The organism is Effusibacillus consociatus (genome assembly GCF_042652925.1).
Lineage (GTDB): Bacteria > Bacillota > Bacilli > Tumebacillales > Effusibacillaceae > Effusibacillus > Effusibacillus consociatus.
The window spans coordinates 117318-134044 of the sequence record NZ_JBHSHC010000096.1 but is presented as its reverse complement, the minus strand read 5'-3'; the positions used below and the strand labels follow the sequence as shown (position 1 = coordinate 134044).

Here is a 16727-nt window from a genome sequence, read left to right as displayed (position 1 = left end):
TGATCTTACCGTGCTATCTGAAATTCAGCTTGCTGTTTCGATAGCCGTAAACCAGGTATACGGTGAGTCCGATCACCAACCAGATTAAGAACGCCACCCACGTTTCCACTGGCAGTTGGGCCATCAAGAAAATACAAAAACCGATCGCCAACAACGGGATCACTGGCACAAATGGAACCTTGAACGGGCGCGGGAGATTCGGCTGAGTAGAGCGAAGAATGATTACGCCAACTGAAATCAAGGTAAACGCAGCGAGTGTCCCCATATTCACCAATGCAGCCAGTTTTTCCAAGGGGAAGATTCCTCCCAAACCGGCGGCAACCGTACCGATTAACCAAGTACTTGTAAACGGGGTTAGATATTTTGGGTGGACATTCGAGAACATCTCGGGCAATAGTCCATCTCGTGACATTGCGAAGAAAACACGAGTCTGCCCATACAACATCACTAACAGAACAGTGGTAAGTCCTAAGATTCCCCCAAGTGAAACCAATCCTGCAAGCCAATCCTGACCGGCTGCTTGCAGTACCAGAGAAATTGGTGCCGGATCATTTAATTTTGGATACGGAACAATACCGGTCATCAAGGCCGAAACGACAATATACAACACCGTACAGATCGCCAGTGACAAGATGATCCCCAACGGCAGATCCCGCTTAGGATTACGGACTTCTTCAGCTGCTGTTGCCACTGAATCAAATCCAATGTAAGCAAAGAATATGGAGGCAGCGCCAGCAAATACTCCATCCCAGCCAAAAGGCATAAACGGTGACCAGTTTGCAGGTTTTACATACCAAACACCGACAGCAATAAACAGCAGAACCACAGCTACTTTTATCACAACCATAATATTGTTGATTCTCGCCGATTCCTTAATCCCACGGCTAAGCAGCCAAGTAACCAGAATCACTATCAGAAACGCCGGTAAGTTAAACATTCCCGTTTCTGCGGAAGCGAAAGCGGGGGGAATATGGAATCCGAATCCATTGATCAGCTTTTGAAAATAACCTGACCACCCTACGGAAACCGTACTGACCGCCAATAAATATTCGAGAATCAAGTCCCATCCAATCACCCAGGCGACAATTTCACCCAATGTAGCATAAGTGTACGTATACACGCTTCCTGCCACGGGAACTGCAGCAGCAAATTCCGCATAACAAAGGGCCGCGAAAGCACAAGCCAAACCGGCGACAACAAACGAAAGAATCAAAGCAGGTCCAGAATGTTTTGCCGCAGTAACTCCTGTGATAACAAAGATCCCTGCCCCTATTATAGCTCCGATCCCGATCATGGTGAGGTCAAATGCACCAAGCGCTTTTTTCAGCTGATGCCCTTTTTCTTTCTCGGCAAGCAATTGTGTTATGTCTTTTGTCCGAAATAAACTCATTGTCGAATCCCACTCCACCTTCTGTATTTGCTTCTAGTATTGTGGGTTTTTACAAGTATTATCCAATCACCAACCGATAAAAAAACGGCTGGGCAGCCGTTGTGAGATCAGGTAGCGAAATAAACCTCCGGGTTTGCGGTGTGTTTCAGCTTTTCCCCCATAATTCCCGCAACCAGATTTTCTGCTGCAAGCACTGCCATTTTTGTTCGTGTGGCAATGCTCGCACTTGCAATATGGGGGAGAGCGACTACATTCGGTAAGGAGAGAAGCGGGTGATCAGGATCAATCGGCTCCTTGTCAAAAACGTCCAACCCAGCCGCCCAAATTTTCCCTTCCTTGAGTGCATTGTATAATGCAGTTTCATCCACGTTCTTTCCTCTTGATGTGTTGATAAAAATGGCGTTTGGCTGCATCAAGTTAAACTGTTCTTCCCCCATCATCCGATAAGTTTCGGGGGTGGAAGGAGTAAGCAGCACCACGAAGTCAGATTCACGCAGGAGCTCTTCAAGCGGGCGATATTGTGCATTGAGTTGTTTCTCAACATCCGGGCGGCGACTTCGATTATGATACAGGATGTTCATATCGAATCCGGCTGCCCGTTTTGCAACCGCTTCTCCGATTCTCCCCATTCCTATAATGCCGATTGTGGCCCCGTAGATTTCCTGCCCCGTTAATAACATGGGACTCCAACTCTTCCATTTCCCATCCTTTATAAATTGGACAGCGTCTACAAGTCGGCGAGCCGTTGCCATCAGCAGCGCAAATGTCAAATCGGCTGTGGTCTCCGTTAGTATTCCGGGGGTGTGTCCGACAGGAATTCCTCTTCGCGTGGCTTCGGCCAGATCGATGTTGTCAACACCCACTGCCATATTACTCACCACTTTGAGCATCGGGGCTTGTTCAAATACTTCTGTATCAATCCGTTCCGTCAAAATCGAAAAGATCCCGGCGGCATCCTCCACTTCCTGCAAAAGGATGTGCCTTGGAATCGGTTGTTCTTCCGAATCCCAGACATAAACCTCCGCATGTTTCTCTAGAATGTCCAGCGCTTTTTGCGGAATTCTTCTTGTGACAACGACCTTTTGTTTCATTTCATTTGCCCCTCCCAGCGAACGAACACTTTGTTTACTGGTAGCATAGCCCAAAAACAAGAGACCCAGCAACTGCTGAGTCCCGATCTTATTCTTTGATTCGTTGAGCGATATAACATTCTGCTTCCGGGTAGACCTGTCGTACGCGAGTTCGCTCCTGTTCAACCACCTCATCTTCGCAAGTGTCGTCCGTTACAACCAGCTCCCGTTCATTGATGATCCGATTTTGAACAATACTGCGCACCACGTATCGCATGAAATGCCTCCCCCTGCCCTTTACCATAAGTGTATTCGGGGAAAAGAATCTTATAACGGGTCTTCACATTCCGAGATCATGATGGACAAATGGGAAGAAAGATCGATCTCGTAAGGAATCACGTTCTCGCCCTTTGGGTTTTTCAGGACACGAACGATGGGACGATGGGGATGCTTGGAATTGATGTCCACCACGACCCCTTTTTCGCCTGTGCTGAGTGCTACCATCATTCCAACGGGGTAAATTACAATATGATCCCGGAATTTGGTCATTAACTCCAAATCGAATTTGTCGGAGGAAGCGAATATGATGTCCAACGCTTCATGCGGCAAAAAGGCTTTCCGATAAGAACGGGCCGAAATTAAAGCATCATAAATATCGGCAAGACCTACGATCTTCCCGTATTGATGAATTTCATGTCCCTTCAATCCGCGGGGATATCCGCTGCCGTCAATTCTCTCGTGGTGCTGTAATGCACAATGGGCGGACAACAGTGGAATATCCGGTTGATCTCGCAAAATATCAAACCCGAGAGTGGTATGCTTCTTGATTTCTTCATATTCTGCCGGTGTGAGTTTGCCCGGTTTTTCGAGGATCTCCTGTGCGATAAAAGTCTTCCCGATATCGTGCAGCATGGCACCGATTCCCAGTTCGAGAATCCGGTTGCGGTTGAATCCGATCGCCATTCCCAGGGCGGCTGAATAGATCCCCACATTCACCGAATGGGTATACAGATAATTGCTGGAGGAATAAATTCCGGAAAGGTGAATCATTAATTCTTTCTTGCTGTGCAAATCGTACAAAATATCCTCGAATGCCTTACGGAATTCAGTTCCCAACTTGGACACGGAAATGGCCCGATTCCATCGTTTTGCCTCTATCATACTCGAAAACGTGTTGTATACGATCCGGGTAGCCCGTTGCCGGGTCTCATCAGAAACTGAATCTTCTGCGACCAAATCATCTGTCCGCGGATCCGATACATAGATGGCATCCACACCCAATTCTTGCAAACGCTTGATCATTCCCGATGTTAATTCCACATTGGCGGCAACAAGAATTTGACCCGTATCCGAGTAAACGGGCTTAGCCAGCTTGTCTCCCGGCTGTAAATGTGCTGTCTGTGTAATGCGCATGTTTCCCGTCCACCTTTTATTTATCAAATCACACGATGCCATTTTATGTATTCGTCAACTGTTCCCCTTTGACCTGCAAGAAGTACACGCACACGTCGGTCTCCTGCCACATATGAATAATTGAATTCCAAAGAAAGAGGGGACAGACATGGCCGGCAAACCGCAACCAAAATCCGGTTCAAAGGGTGGTTCGAAAAAGAAGAAAAAGCATTCCGATGCTCAACTTCAACCGCAAATGAAGATCGTAACGGTAGACACATGTATCGCGTGCCCCAGCCAGTGTCAGCGAGGCATCCGGTATATGGAAAAGATGAGCCAACCGGGCGCGATCGGGTTTGGTGTGCCCTGTATTCTCACGTTGAAATAAAGGTTGGCTTCACGTATGATGGGGTGGGGAGGGTCATTCATGCAGCAAACCATTCTCGACCTGTTTACATACCCGAGCAGAACGATTGATCGCCTGTTGGCAGAGAAAAACTACGTACAAGCCAATCGAATCTTTTTCCTGACCATGGTCGTCGTCAGCTTGTCTTTGGTGCTCTCTCTTTACCTGCAGCAATATAAAATCGCCCCTATTAGCCCTTGGCTTATTACATTGGTAGCTATTGGCCCGATCGGCGGTCTTCTCTTTACACGCTTTTTATTTCGCCAGCTCGTTAAGCTTGGGCTGTTGATGGTCGCAAATCAGACCTATCCGAGCGACCCGACCGAAAGAAGAGAGCGGTCACAGGAATTGTATCTGCTTTATCCGTATCATGTGGTTTCTTTAATTATACCCGCTGTCGTGCTGCCTTTCGTGGTTGCTCCGACAAGCGGCGATTCGCTGCATCTGCTGGCAAAGCTGGTTTTGATGATTGGGTATCTGCTTTTAAGCTGGGGAACGTTAGTTTTTCAAATTGCCGTTATGGTCATGATCGTTAAACGGGTCTACAACGTAACCGCCGCACAGGCTTTTTGGGGGCCAATGCTTGCTTACTTTCTGTTTGCGGTGGCAGCCGGATTTATCTCGGTGGCTCTCGCCCTCATCATCACTTTAGCGGTTCGGTTCTTGTCCTGACCCTAGTCAAAACGGAATCCCTGCTCTTCCAGAAAAGCTCTCATATGTTCACGAATTGGCTGGCGATATTTGTCGGCCATTTCCTTTGACCAGACAGTATCCCGTTTTCCTTTGGTTCTTTCCAGATAATAGGCCCGCATCACCTGATCATAGTTCTCAATTTCACCTCTGACCCCCGCAGTGTCATATGTATTATGATGAAAAACAGCTTTGCTCCCAAGACGAGGTTTGATCTCCGGAGTATGATCGGGATAGCCCACACACATTCCAAAAACCGGATATACCAGCTCCGGCAGCTGCAGCAGCTTCGTTACTTCTCTCGGATTGTTCCGGATTCCTCCGATATAAACAATACCCAGGCCCATGGACTCCGCGGCAATCGCCGCATTTTGGGCAGCCAAAGCGGTGTCAACGGTCGCTACTATAAAATTCTCCATCGTTCCATGCACCATCTCTGTGCCCTGCATCTCGCAAGCTTCCCGCAGCCGGTACATATCCGCACACCATACCAGAAAAAGAGGACATTGTTCCACGTACGCCTGATTGCCGGTGAGCACCGCCAACTCTTTTTTCATAGCAGGATCGGTTACCGCGATTACACTATAGGCTTGTACATTACTTGAACTGGAAGCCATCTGAGCCGAATGGAGGATTGCTATAATCTGTTCCGAATCGAGCGGTATGGACTTGTATTTGCGAATCGACCGGTGACGCTGCAAAAGCTCAATTGTTGGATTCATATCCTAATCCCCCCAACACAAAGTGAATGGTATCTTCTACCCGTTCCTCAAAGGAACGTTGTTCGTTCAAGGTGATTTTTTCGTGGATCGGAACACTATTGGGAAAAATCATGGAGCCGAGAATCAACAATACCGTGAAGTTGACTGATCCCATATGAAAAATCCCCTGCCGCTGCCCCTCCTGCAATAACTCCCTCAATTGCCCCCAGACCGGGACAAGAAAGGACAAAATCACCCCGCTTCTTGGGCTGTTCAGAAACATTTCTTGCTGTATGATTCGGGCCATTTCGGGATCTTCCATACGAAATCGAATCACTTCCCGAATAATTAATTTCACTCCTTCCACCGGATCTTGAAAGACCTCTTCATACTCGGACAGTTTGTACCCGGGAAAAAAGTGTCAAACAACGCGTGAAATACATTTTCTTTTCCGCCAAAGTGATAGGAAACGAGAGCCACATTGGCCCCCGCTTCTTCACATATCTGTCTGACGGATGTCCCGTCAAATCCTTGTTTTGCAAACAGCTTCTTGGCGGCAAGCAAAATTCTCATCTTCACATCTTGTTGCTGATCCTGCATAGCCTGCCTCCTTCTCTTCTCTATTATGATACTTTTTCCATTTGCGGCGCAAATTCCTTCCGGGTTTCCTTTCGACCCGCGACGACCAGTCCTCCGATGGCTATTGAGGTCATCATGATCCGGAACAAGGCCAAAGAGCTGTCACCTGTTCTTGGGCCACCAAACAACAGGTTCATGTTCCCCTCCACTGCGTAGGTCGCCGGAAGATAGTAACTCACAGCCTGATAAAAATCGGACAGAAGTTCAGCCCCATAATCATCGCCCCCACGTAGGAAGCAAGAATCAGCATCATCGGAATCATCTGAATTGCGAAACTGGAAACCGGATGGATGCTTTTTACATCGGCGGTTACACGCTCCGAGATCCCTTTCGCCATTGCCTGCCCTTGGGGGGTAGGCATTCCGGCTTGTTTTAAGGCCACTTCCACTCCGTTTGCGACCGCTTCCCGATTCACTTGAGCGGTTATAGTAGCCAATACTCCTTGCATAACATTTTTGACCATCGCAGGATTGGACTCATTGATCGTATAGTGAAGAGTCCCTTTTTGCCCCGGGGATTGCAACTGTTTCGAAAAATCGGCCGGAATCTGAAGCACCATCTGCACATCCCGCTGCTCCAGACGGTCCATGGCAGCTTCCACAGTCATCGTGTCAAGACACAAAAAATGTGCCCTTTCGAGCACATTCGTCATAAGAGTATTTAATTTGGAGTTTGAAACGGGGGTTTTTTATCTTACATATTCCTTCTGTACTGACCACCGACTTCGTACAGTGCTTGAGTGATCTGCCCAAGAGAACAGTATTTTACCGTTTCCATCAATTCTCCGAAAATATTGCCGCCGTCTTGAGCCACTTTCTGCAGGCGCTTCAACATTTCCGGCGCCTTGTCTTGGTTTCTTGCTTGGAATTCCCGCAGATTCGCAATCTGCAATTCCTTCTCTTCCTTCGAAGCTCGAGCAAGTTCAATCTTCGGCGGTTCATAATCTTCCGCCAAGGTGGCCGGATTTTCAAATGTGTTGACTCCGATAATCGGAAGCTCGCCACTGTGTTTCAACTGCTCGTAGTACATGGATTCTTCCTGAATCTTGCCGCGCTGATATTGGGTCTCCATGGCTCCCAATACTCCGCCGCGGTCATTGATGCGCTGGAACTCCGCCAATACAGCTTCTTCCACAAGATCGGTCAGTTCCTCAATGATAAACGAACCCTGCAGCGGATTCTCATTTTTCGTTAATCCGAATTCCTTCGTAATGATCATCTGAATCGCCATTGCACGGCGGACGGACTCTTCGGTAGGAGTCGTAATCGCCTCATCGTATGCATTGGTATGCAGACTGTTGCAGTTGTCATAAATCGCTATCAACGCCTGCAGCGTAGTCCGGATGTCATTGAAATCGATCTCCTGCGCATGCAGCGAACGCCCCGATGTTTGGATATGATACTTCAGCTTCTGCGAACGCTCATTGCCGCCGTATTTATGCTTGATGACAGTCGCCCAAATCCGTCGTGCCACACGCCCCATCACGTTATATTCAGGGTCCATTCCATTCGAGAAGAAGAACGACAGGTTCGGGGCAAAATCGTCAATGTGCATTCCCCGGCTCAGGTAATATTCCACATACGTAAACGCATTCGACAGTGTAAAGGCTAACTGTGAAATTGGGTTGGCACCGGCTTCCGCGATATGATATCCGGAAATGGAGACGGAATAATAGTTTCGCACCTTGTTGTCGATAAAGTATTGTTGAATATCCCCCATCATTCGCAGCGCGAATTCAGTCGAGAAGATGCAGGTATTTTGCCCCTGATCCTCTTTCAAGATATCCGCCTGTACCGTTCCCCGCACGTTCGCCAGAGTGTAGGATTTGATCTTTGCATATTCTTCCTCATTCGGCTGACGGCCGTTCTCCTGTACAAACTTCTCCACCTGCTGGTGAATCGCTGTATTCATATACATCGCCAAAATAATCGGAGCCGGTCCGTTTATGGTCATCGATACTGACGTCGACGGATGGCAAAGATCAAATCCGTTATACAGCTTTTTCATATCATCCAGCGAACAGACTGACACGCCGGATTCGCCAATTTTTCCATAGATGTCCGGACGGTAATCCGGATCGTTCCCATACAGCGTTACGGAGTCAAACGCAGTAGACAACCGCTTTGCATCATCGTTTTTCGCCAAGAAATGGAAACGACGGTTGGTACGCTCCGGTGTTCCTTCTCCCGCGAACTGGCGCTTGGGATCCTCGCCTTCCCGTTTAAACGGAAACACTCCCGCGGTGTATGGAAACTCTCCCGGAACGTTCTCCTTCAAGCTCCACTTCAGAATCTCACCCCAATCTTCAAAATCAGGCAGAGAAATCTTCGGAATCCGCAATCCGGATAACGAGGTTGTATACAGCTTGGTACGAATTTCTTTATCCCGTACCTTGGCTACCAATTCATCCCGGCGGTATGCTTCCTTCATGGCAGGCCAATTTTCCAGGATTCGCTTGCATTCAGGATGCAGCAGCCCCTCAAAATGGGCAATCTGCTGATCCAAAGACTTGAGCAAAGCCGTCTCCGCCCCTGCATGCACAAGGGTTTCTTTTGCACCGTTCAACTGGAACAGTTTTCGGGCAATTGCCACCTGTTCATCGGTAAATTTCTTATAATTTCGCACCGTATTTACGATGTCGGCCAGATACATCGTTCGCTCCGGCGGTACGATATAGTTCTTGCGGCTTTTTGTTTCGTTGATTTCAAGCGACGATTTCCAGTCCGTTCCGCACTTGCGGTTGATCGTGTCAATCAATGCACGGTACAGCACATTGGTTCCCGGATCGTTAAACTGGCTTGCAATCGTTCCGTAGACCGGAAGTTGCTCATCTCTCACATGGAACAGATTATGGTTCCGCTGGTACTGCTTCTTTACATCACGCAGTGCATCTTCGGAACCTTTGCGCTCGAACTTGTTAATCGCAATCAAGTCGGCATAATCGAGCATGTCAATTTTCTCAAGCTGAGACGGTGCACCAAATTCCGAAGTCATCACATACATGGCCACATCCGAAATCTCGGTAATCCCTGCATCACCTTGTCCAATGCCGGATGTTTCCACAATGACCAAATCGAAACCGGCCGCTTTCACAACATCAATTGCATCCACAATAGCGGACGATAATTCGGTCTTCGATTGCCGTGTTGCCAGAGAGCGCATAAAGACACGGGGATTGTGAATCGCATTCATGCGAATACGGTCACCTAACAGTGCCCCGCCAGTCTTCTGCTTCGATGGATCAATCGACAAGATCGCCACTGTTTTATCGGCAAAATCATTCAGGAACCGCCGCACCAATTCGTCTGTTAAGGAAGACTTCCCGGCGCCGCCGGTTCCTGTAATCCCGATAACCGGAACATTTTGAGCTTTTTCCTTTACCGCGCTAAGAACCGCTTCTGCCGCAGGTGCGGATTCAGCCACTCCTTCGGTATGATATTGACTGTTCCCAGCTTCTTTTTGTTTCACGGCTTCTTCCGCCAGTGTAATCAATCTGGCTATGGCAAGCGTATTTTTCTCCTGCAGCTGCTTCAACTCGTCGTTAAGATCGCGAACTGTCGGAAAATCGGTTTCCTGCAGCATATGATTGATGATCCCCTGCAGCCCCATTTTCCGTCCATCGTCCGGAGAATAAATTTTCGTAATGCCGTAAGCCTCCAGTTCACGAATTTCGTCAGGAACAATTACTCCTCCGCCCCCGCCAAAAATCTTGATATGGTCGGCCCCCTTTTCCTGGAGGAGATCATACATATACTTAAAATACTCCATATGTCCGCCTTGATAGGAACTTACTGCAATCCCCTGAACATCCTCCTGGATAGCAGCATTTACCACTTCTTCGACAGAACGATTATGCCCGAGATGAATAACCTCAGCTCCCGAAGCCTGCAAAATGCGTCTCATGATATTAATCGAAGCATCATGTCCGTCAAAAAGGCTTGAGGCTGTCACAAAACGAACTTTGTTCTTTGGGCGATACACCGTGGTTTCCATGAAACTCCCTCCAATACCTATTCCTTTAGTCGAACAAACACCCGGTTGAAATTATCCCCAAAAAGTGATGGGGCCACCTCTGCACATCACTTTTTTGAGACCTCGTCCACTGCAGTCATTCCTTGAAGGATTAAAGAGGTTTGATGCTCAATGTACTCTTCCAATGTATAGTGACGGCTCAGAATCCAGCGGCGAAACGTCCACATCTGACCTAAGACCACAATATTGTGAGCCATCAGCTTCACCGAACCCGGTTCAAGCTTGAGTGAACCATCCTGGATTCCACGCTCCAAGATTCGCTCGAAACGGCTTGTAATCTCTTCTTCCTTGGCAAGGACGTATCGCAGCATATCACTGGGGAGTGACTTCATTTCCTGATAGATCAACAACACATGATCCTGCGCGTCGTCCATGACCCGAAACAAATCCCTGATTGCACTGATCAGCGTTTCACGTCCCGTGTGCCCATGGGTCATAAGTTCATCCAGCTTCTGTTCTACGTCGGAGTGGATAAAGTCACACACCAGATAAAGAACGTCTTCTTTTGACTGTATATATTCATAGAGAGTCCCGATTCCAAGCCCGCTTTCACGTGCAATTTCCCGGGTTGTCGTCTTGTGGAAGCCTTTTTCCACAAACAGATCGACCGCCGCTCGGATAATCTGGCCTCTGCGAATCTTGACAAGTTCCGGATCCTTCACCAACGAAGGGATCGGTTTGCTTTTATTTGCCACTCTACCTTCCTCTCCTCATCTTGCGCTCTTTGATTGCGGCGCTCTCCGATATGAAGCCAGGCTTCGTTTCGACCGAGCGCTCGTTCAGGTTTCTATTTTAATAGTACTCTCTTTCGTAAAGATCCGTCAATATCGGCGAATGAAAATTTGAAAATTGACGATACTGTATTTCGAACAGGAGGAGGGTAATTCATGTCACGTATTATCAGACGGGAAGCGAAAGTTCCAAAAGTCATCACGCAGGAAAATGCTGAGTTTCCAATGAAAATTTGTGCATGCGGATTAACACAGCAGTTCCCCTATTGTGACAAGACCCACTTAACAATCCAGGAAGAAGAGGGTAAGCTATACGAGTATTACGACGGGGAACCAAAGGAAGTTCGGGTGGAAGGTGTATAGAACTCCTGGAGTAAGAAAGCACCTTTGCTGTGAAATCGAGCAAAGGTGCTTTAAAATTTTATTCGTGCCTTCATTACTTGAATCTTCCTGCCATGTCTTGTCTCAGATCCCCGGCGAGTGGCCAATCACAACTTGCCAAATTCTCATCCTTCTCCTATACATCCATAAATTGCAGCTCTTACTAGACCATAATTGATGTCCTGATTTGAAATTCTATAGAAGAAAGCACACCTTGAAAGTGAACTCGATTCGTTTATAAATCCGTATCCAGGAAAGAGAGGATGAAAACGGAAAAAATCTTGTATATCATGGCGAACCCGAAGCCTGCAGAACAATCTTTCAGCCTGTCTGTGGCCAAAGAATTCTTAAATGCGTACCGACAAGCCAACCCCAATGATGAGATCGTCGAACTGGATCTTTACAAAATCGACATTCCGTACATCGATCCTGATGTATTTAGCGGATGGGGAAAACTCCAGCAAGGCACCGCCTTTGACCAATTAACGGCTGATGAAAAGGCCAAAGTGAGTCGAATTAATCAATTGACAGATCAGTTTGTTGCGGCGGATAAGTATGTGTTTGTCACTCCGATGTGGAACTTTAGTATACCTCCCAAAATGAAAGCTTATATCGACACCATCTGTATTGCTGGAAAAACGTTCAAATATACAGCAGAGGGTCCTGTAGGACTGTTAACCGAGAAAAGGGCCGTCCATATCCAAGCTCGAGGAGGGGTTTATTCAGAAGGTCCTGCCAAAGATTTCGAATTCGGTGACCGCTATATTCGAGCAGTGTTAAATTTCCTTGGTATTACGGATATTGATTCGGTAATCGCTGAAGGTATGGCCCAAATGCCAAATGAAGCTGAGAACATTAAAGCGAAAGCGATAGACCGGGCTCGGGAAGCTGCGAAAAAGTTTGCCGGAGAGAAAGTGCCGGTATAACATTTTCCCGTATCCCGCTGCGTTTCGGGTGAGATTCGATTTAAAAACCTCCCCGTTCGTAATTTTGAACAGGGAGGTTTTATCATTTGTAACACGCAATAACACCGGGAAGCTGAGCAAAAGGATCAATCTTAAGATCAATGTCTCGACTTCACTTGTTTAATAATCATCCGTGCCTTAAGGTATTCCTCATCCTCGATCAGCTTCATTTCATACAAATCTTCCAGTTCCAATTCCATAAGAACTGCATCGTTTAGATCATTACCCGTATAGATAAAAATATGGAACCGTTTCAGCAATTCCCGAACCTCATACAGTGACTTTTGCATCAAATTTCCGCCACCCCGGATACGTACTTCTCTTTCATTATAGTCGAATTGAAGGCGGTCTTGTAACGAAACTTTCGTCTCAACAAAAGAAAAGCGAGAGGCTTACGCCTCTCGCCGTCTTCTGTTACGGATTTACTTTTGCTTTAAATTTCTGCTTGCCGTCTACGTACTCCAGAACCACAGCCGCTTTCACAGGGTCATGGTTTTCGTTGAGTGTAATGTTACCAGTAACGGCCTTGAAGTCTTTGGTGGCAGCCAGTGCAGTCTTGAGTTTTTCCGGATCGGTGCTGCCCGCACGCTTGATCGCGTCAGCAAGCATCTTCATTGCATCGTATCCGAGAACTGCCATCGCATCCGGAGTTTCGCCGTTATATTCCTTCTTGAAGGCATCAATAAATGCCTTAACTTCCGGCGTGGTGTCATCCGCAGCATAGTGGTTTGAAATGAACGTGTTGTTCAGATTTTCCTTGCCTGCGATGTCAATCAATTGGGAAGCTTCCCAACCGTCGCCACCCATCATCGGAACCTTGATGCCGAGTTCACGGGCTTGCTTTACAATCTTACCTACTTCTTCATAGTACCCAGGCACGTAGATTACGTCCGGGTTCTTATCTTTAATGCGGGTGAGAACCGCTTTGAAATCAGTGTCTTTTTGCTGATAGGACTCTTCAGCAATGATCTTTCCGCCGTTCTTTTCGAAAGTTTCTTTAAAGAACTTGGTCAGACCTTTCGAATAGTCACTCGATGTATCTGTATAGATCGCAGCTGTTTTTGCTTTCAAATCCTTCGTTGCAAAGTCAGCCATCACTTTCCCTTGGAAAGGATCGATGAAGCAAGCTCGGAAAACCCATTCGTTCACCTTCTTCGTTCTCTCATCAACCGTTACTTTCGGGTTGGTAGCCGAAGAGGAGATCATCGGGATTTTCTTCTCCATCGCAACCGGAACAGCACCCAATGTGTTGGTAGAGGTGGTTGCACCGATCAAAGCTACGACTTTGTCGTTTGTAATCAATTTCTGTGCGGCACGGTTCGATTCTTCCGGTTTGGATGCGTTGTCAGCTTCAACGATTTCAATTTGCTTGCCGAGAACACCACCCGCAGCGTTAATTTCTTTCACAGCAAGTTTTACAGCTTTCAGAGCGGATGATCCGAACGCTGCCTGGCCACCGGTCATCTCAAAGTTGGTTCCGATTTTGATTTTGTCTCCGGAACCGGAGCTGCTTCCGCCACCGTTAGTTGCTGCAGGCTTGTTGCCTCCGCACCCAGCAAGTGTGCCGATAGCCAATGTCATAATGGCTGTTACGGCGATGAGCTTTTTCTTCATCACATTAACCCCTTCCAGCATTTTCTCTTTCTTTCGATTACTGAAAAAACTCTGAATAATCCACGAACCCATATTACAATATCATGGCAAAACAAGCACCTTTTACATGTACTCTTTATCAGAAAATAGGTATGCCTATCACGTATTTTCTTTCTCTTTCTTACTCGATCTATATTTATTTAAAGAAGTTACACTTTTAAATATAAAAGTGCTAAAGAAATTGGGGCTGGAAAAAGCTCTGCAACGAAACAGAGCTTTGCCCGTCCCATTTTTAGCCGTTTGAGATGCTGATTATGCACCCAAATATGCCTTTTTTACCTCTTCCGAGGCAGCGAGTTCAGCGGCATTTCCGGAAAGCACAATTTTGCCCGTTTCCAGAACATATGCACGATGCGCAATCTTGAGCGCCTGATTTGCATTCTGCTCCACCAGCAAAACGGTTGTCCCTGTCCGGTTAATCTCTTGAATGATGTTGAAGATTTCCTGCACAAGCAGCGGTGCAAGACCCATCGAAGGTTCATCCAGCAGCAGCAGCTCTGGACTTGCCATTAAAGCGCGACCGATCGCCAACATTTGCTGTTCGCCCCCGGATAAAGTACCTGCTTGCTGCTTTCGTCTCTCCAACAAGCGCGGGAAGCGTTCGTACACGTTCTCCAGATCCGTCTTGATGTCCTTGTCATTTCGCAAGTAAGCACCCAATTCAAGGTTTTCTTCCACCGACATGTTGGCAAATACACGTCGTCCTTCCGGACAATGTATCAACCCTTGTTTCACAATCGATTGGGCTGCTTGACCCGCAATCGACTTGCCAAGAAATTCGATGCCCCCGTTCTTTGGCTTCAAAAGACCGGACAGTGTCTTCAGCAAAGTCGATTTACCGGCTCCGTTGGCTCCAATCAAAGAGACAATCTCGCCCTGATTGACAGTCAGGCTTACCCCTTTGAGAGCATGAATCGCACCATAGTAGACGTTAATGTTATCCACCTTTAACATTGGGGCTACACCTCCTGTCCCAAATATGCTTCGATAACTTTCGGATTGGACTTGATCTCGCTGGGTGTCCCGTGAGCGATTAACAGTCCGCGATCCAATACATAGATCCGCTCGCAAACGCCCATTACCAACGACATGTCATGCTCAATCAACAGGATCGTAAGATCGAACTCGTTCCGAATCCATTGAATCAAATTCATCAAATCGTGAGTTTCCTGCGGATTCATTCCCGCCGCAGGTTCGTCCAGCAGCAAGAGCTGTGGACGTGCCGCTAAAGCACGTGCAATCTCGAGACGACGTTGTTCTCCGTAAGGCAGGTTTTTGGCGAGTTCGTCTTTTTTCCCGTCGAGCTTAAAGATCTTCAAAAATTCGATCGCTTTTTCCGTCATCTCTTTCTCGCCTTTAAAATGGCTCGGCAGGCGGAAGATCGATGAAGCAACCGAATGTTTGGAATGCTGGTGGTAGGCAATTTTGACGTTGTCGAGCACTGACAGATCGCTGAACAGCCGGATGTTCTGGAAGGTTCGCGCTGCCCCTTTTTGGGTGATCTGGTAGGGTTTCAGTCCGCCGACCGACTCTCCGTTAAGGAGAATTTTTCCTTCTGAAGGTTCATAAACTCCGGTTAACAGGTTGAACAAAGTCGTTTTGCCGGCACCGTTTGGTCCGATCAAACCGACCAGTTCTCCTTTCCGAATCTGCATGGAAACATCGGATACAGCCTTTAACCCTCCGAAAGAGCGGCTAGCTTGCTGTACATCAAGCAGAAGTGTTTGTTGTGCCATGCTGCTCCCCCCTCTTGTTCAGGAAGTTAAACGAAAATTCACGTGTTCCCATCAGTCCCTTTGGACGGAAAATCATCATAATAATCAGAAGTGCGGAGTAGATAATCATTCGAAGATCCGGATAATCCTGCAGGAGGGTAAAGAGCATCGTCAGCACGATCGCCCCTACAATGGAACCGGATGTGCTGCCCAAACCGCCTAGAACCACAATTACAAGAATCTCGAATGACTTGATAAAGTTAAAGCTGTTCGGATTGATGATATAGAACATGTGGGCGGACAAGGCGCCGGCTACACCCGCGAAAAACGCACCGATAACAAACGCCATAACCTTATATTTGGTTGTGTTGATTCCCATTGCTTCCGCAGCAATCTCGTTCTCACGAACAGAGATACAAGCACGTCCATGCGTTGATTTTACAAAGTTGTTAATTACAACAACCGTGATTAAGGTCCAGATGAATACCCATGTCCAGCTTGTTTCCTTCGGAATCCCACTGAGACCGGAGGCACCTCCTACATAATCGGTGTTCAACCAGACGATCCGGATAATTTCACCAAAACCAAGTGTGGCAATTGCGAGATAGTCTCCCTTTAGACGAAGAGAAGGAATCCCGATGATCAGACCCGCTGCCGCAGCCACCAGACCGCCAACGATCACTGCCGCCACAAACGGGAAATCAAAATCCAGGGTCAGAATCGCGGACAGATAAGCGCCAATAGACATAAATCCCGCGTGTCCAATTGAGAATTGACCGGTAAAACCATTAATCAAGTTCAACGAAACGCCAAGAATGATGTTAATGCAAATCAGAATGAGTGTAGATTCAGCGAAGTCATTCAGGACACCAGTCTGAATCAACACCTGGCACAACGCATAAATTACGATACTTATAACGATCCCGGTCCAGAAACTCTTGTTTTGTACGCGCATCCGGTGT

The 16727-nt window shown here is 47.4% G+C and carries 20 protein-coding genes; 4 read left to right on the top strand and 16 right to left on the bottom strand.

The features are described 5' to 3' along the window. Positions 1-13 precede the first annotated feature (13 nt). From ACFO8Q_RS12120 to ACFO8Q_RS12105, 4 genes are all read right to left on the bottom strand, one after another. A complete protein-coding gene (locus ACFO8Q_RS12120) occupies positions 14-1390 on the bottom strand; it encodes an amino acid permease (protein WP_380026043.1) in 1377 nt (458 codons plus the stop codon). A 107-nt stretch (positions 1391-1497) separates the two neighbouring features. Then, complete coding sequence (locus ACFO8Q_RS12115) at positions 1498-2481, bottom strand: 2-hydroxyacid dehydrogenase (protein WP_380026042.1); 984 nt, start codon at positions 2479-2481, stop codon at positions 1498-1500. An 88-nt stretch (positions 2482-2569) separates the two neighbouring features. Further along, positions 2570-2737 carry a hypothetical protein gene (locus ACFO8Q_RS12110; RefSeq protein WP_380026041.1) on the bottom strand — a complete coding sequence of 56 codons (168 nt, stop codon included), beginning with the start codon at positions 2735-2737 and terminating at the stop codon, positions 2570-2572. 50 nt (positions 2738-2787) lie between these two features. Beyond that, on the bottom strand, positions 2788-3873 hold the full coding sequence (locus ACFO8Q_RS12105; protein WP_380026040.1) for an HD-GYP domain-containing protein: 1086 nt from the start codon (positions 3871-3873) through the stop codon (positions 2788-2790). 148 nt (positions 3874-4021) lie between these two features. On the opposite strand from ACFO8Q_RS12105, the gene ACFO8Q_RS12100 reads away from it, so the two are divergent. Together ACFO8Q_RS12100 and ACFO8Q_RS12095 are read left to right on the top strand one after the other, a co-directional pair. Beyond that, complete coding sequence (locus ACFO8Q_RS12100; RefSeq protein WP_380026039.1) at positions 4022-4240, top strand: hypothetical protein; 219 nt, start codon at positions 4022-4024, stop codon at positions 4238-4240. A gap of 39 nt (positions 4241-4279) precedes the next feature. After that, positions 4280-4930, top strand: coding sequence for a hypothetical protein (locus tag ACFO8Q_RS12095; RefSeq protein WP_380026038.1), 651 nt, complete (start codon positions 4280-4282; stop codon positions 4928-4930). A 2-nt stretch (positions 4931-4932) separates the two neighbouring features. Here the strand turns inward: ACFO8Q_RS12095 and nfsA are convergent, their stop codons facing one another. The 7 genes from nfsA to ACFO8Q_RS12060 all read right to left on the bottom strand — a co-directional run bounded on the left by nfsA (position 4933) and on the right by ACFO8Q_RS12060 (position 11015). Beyond that, positions 4933-5670, bottom strand: a complete 738-nt coding sequence (gene nfsA / locus ACFO8Q_RS12090; protein WP_380026037.1) for an oxygen-insensitive NADPH nitroreductase — start codon at positions 5668-5670, stop codon at positions 4933-4935. Further along, on the bottom strand, positions 5654-6007 hold the full coding sequence (locus tag ACFO8Q_RS12085) for a hypothetical protein (RefSeq protein ID WP_380026036.1): 354 nt from the start codon (positions 6005-6007) through the stop codon (positions 5654-5656). The genes nfsA and ACFO8Q_RS12085 overlap by 17 nt, the downstream gene beginning before the upstream one ends. Further along, entirely contained in the window at positions 6004-6249 is a 246-nt protein-coding gene (locus ACFO8Q_RS12080; protein WP_380026035.1) for a TetR family transcriptional regulator, read from the bottom strand. The genes ACFO8Q_RS12085 and ACFO8Q_RS12080 overlap by 4 nt, the downstream gene beginning before the upstream one ends. Positions 6250-6272: 23 nt before the next feature. Next, positions 6273-6425 carry a hypothetical protein gene (locus tag ACFO8Q_RS12075; protein WP_380026034.1) on the bottom strand — a complete coding sequence of 51 codons (153 nt, stop codon included), beginning with the start codon at positions 6423-6425 and terminating at the stop codon, positions 6273-6275. A gap of 38 nt (positions 6426-6463) precedes the next feature. Then, positions 6464-6910 carry a YhgE/Pip domain-containing protein gene (locus tag ACFO8Q_RS12070; protein ID WP_380026033.1) on the bottom strand — a complete coding sequence of 149 codons (447 nt, stop codon included), beginning with the start codon at positions 6908-6910 and terminating at the stop codon, positions 6464-6466. A gap of 71 nt (positions 6911-6981) precedes the next feature. Next, positions 6982-10281 (bottom strand): fused isobutyryl-CoA mutase/GTPase IcmF, encoded by a 3300-nt coding sequence (gene icmF, locus ACFO8Q_RS12065; protein WP_380026031.1) that lies wholly within the window; start codon positions 10279-10281, stop codon positions 6982-6984. Positions 10282-10367: 86 nt separating this feature from the next. Next, positions 10368-11015 carry a TetR/AcrR family transcriptional regulator gene (locus tag ACFO8Q_RS12060; RefSeq protein ID WP_380026029.1) on the bottom strand — a complete coding sequence of 216 codons (648 nt, stop codon included), beginning with the start codon at positions 11013-11015 and terminating at the stop codon, positions 10368-10370. A 192-nt stretch (positions 11016-11207) separates the two neighbouring features. On the opposite strand from ACFO8Q_RS12060, the gene ACFO8Q_RS12055 reads away from it, so the two are divergent. Beyond that, on the top strand, positions 11208-11414 hold the full coding sequence (locus tag ACFO8Q_RS12055) for a CDGSH iron-sulfur domain-containing protein (protein ID WP_380026028.1): 207 nt from the start codon (positions 11208-11210) through the stop codon (positions 11412-11414). A gap of 281 nt (positions 11415-11695) precedes the next feature. Next, complete coding sequence (locus ACFO8Q_RS12050; RefSeq protein ID WP_380026027.1) at positions 11696-12358, top strand: FMN-dependent NADH-azoreductase; 663 nt, start codon at positions 11696-11698, stop codon at positions 12356-12358. Between the two features lie 137 nt (positions 12359-12495). On the opposite strand, the gene ACFO8Q_RS12045 is transcribed toward ACFO8Q_RS12050, so the two are convergent. The 5 genes from ACFO8Q_RS12045 to ACFO8Q_RS12025 all read right to left on the bottom strand — a co-directional run bounded on the left by ACFO8Q_RS12045 (position 12496) and on the right by ACFO8Q_RS12025 (position 16720). After that, positions 12496-12687 (bottom strand): YqgQ family protein, encoded by a 192-nt coding sequence (locus ACFO8Q_RS12045; RefSeq protein ID WP_380026026.1) that lies wholly within the window; start codon positions 12685-12687, stop codon positions 12496-12498. A 124-nt stretch (positions 12688-12811) separates the two neighbouring features. Next, on the bottom strand, positions 12812-14011 hold the full coding sequence (locus ACFO8Q_RS12040) for an ABC transporter substrate-binding protein (protein WP_380026025.1): 1200 nt from the start codon (positions 14009-14011) through the stop codon (positions 12812-12814). Positions 14012-14302: 291 nt separating this feature from the next. Beyond that, a complete protein-coding gene (locus tag ACFO8Q_RS12035) occupies positions 14303-15004 on the bottom strand; it encodes an ABC transporter ATP-binding protein (protein WP_380026024.1) in 702 nt (233 codons plus the stop codon). A gap of 5 nt (positions 15005-15009) precedes the next feature. Then, positions 15010-15786, bottom strand: a complete 777-nt coding sequence (locus ACFO8Q_RS12030) for an ABC transporter ATP-binding protein (protein WP_380026023.1) — start codon at positions 15784-15786, stop codon at positions 15010-15012. Beyond that, on the bottom strand, positions 15761-16720 hold the full coding sequence (locus ACFO8Q_RS12025; RefSeq protein ID WP_380026022.1) for a branched-chain amino acid ABC transporter permease: 960 nt from the start codon (positions 16718-16720) through the stop codon (positions 15761-15763). Before ACFO8Q_RS12025 ends, ACFO8Q_RS12030 begins: the two co-directional genes overlap by 26 nt. Between the last annotated feature and the right edge of the window lie 7 nt (positions 16721-16727).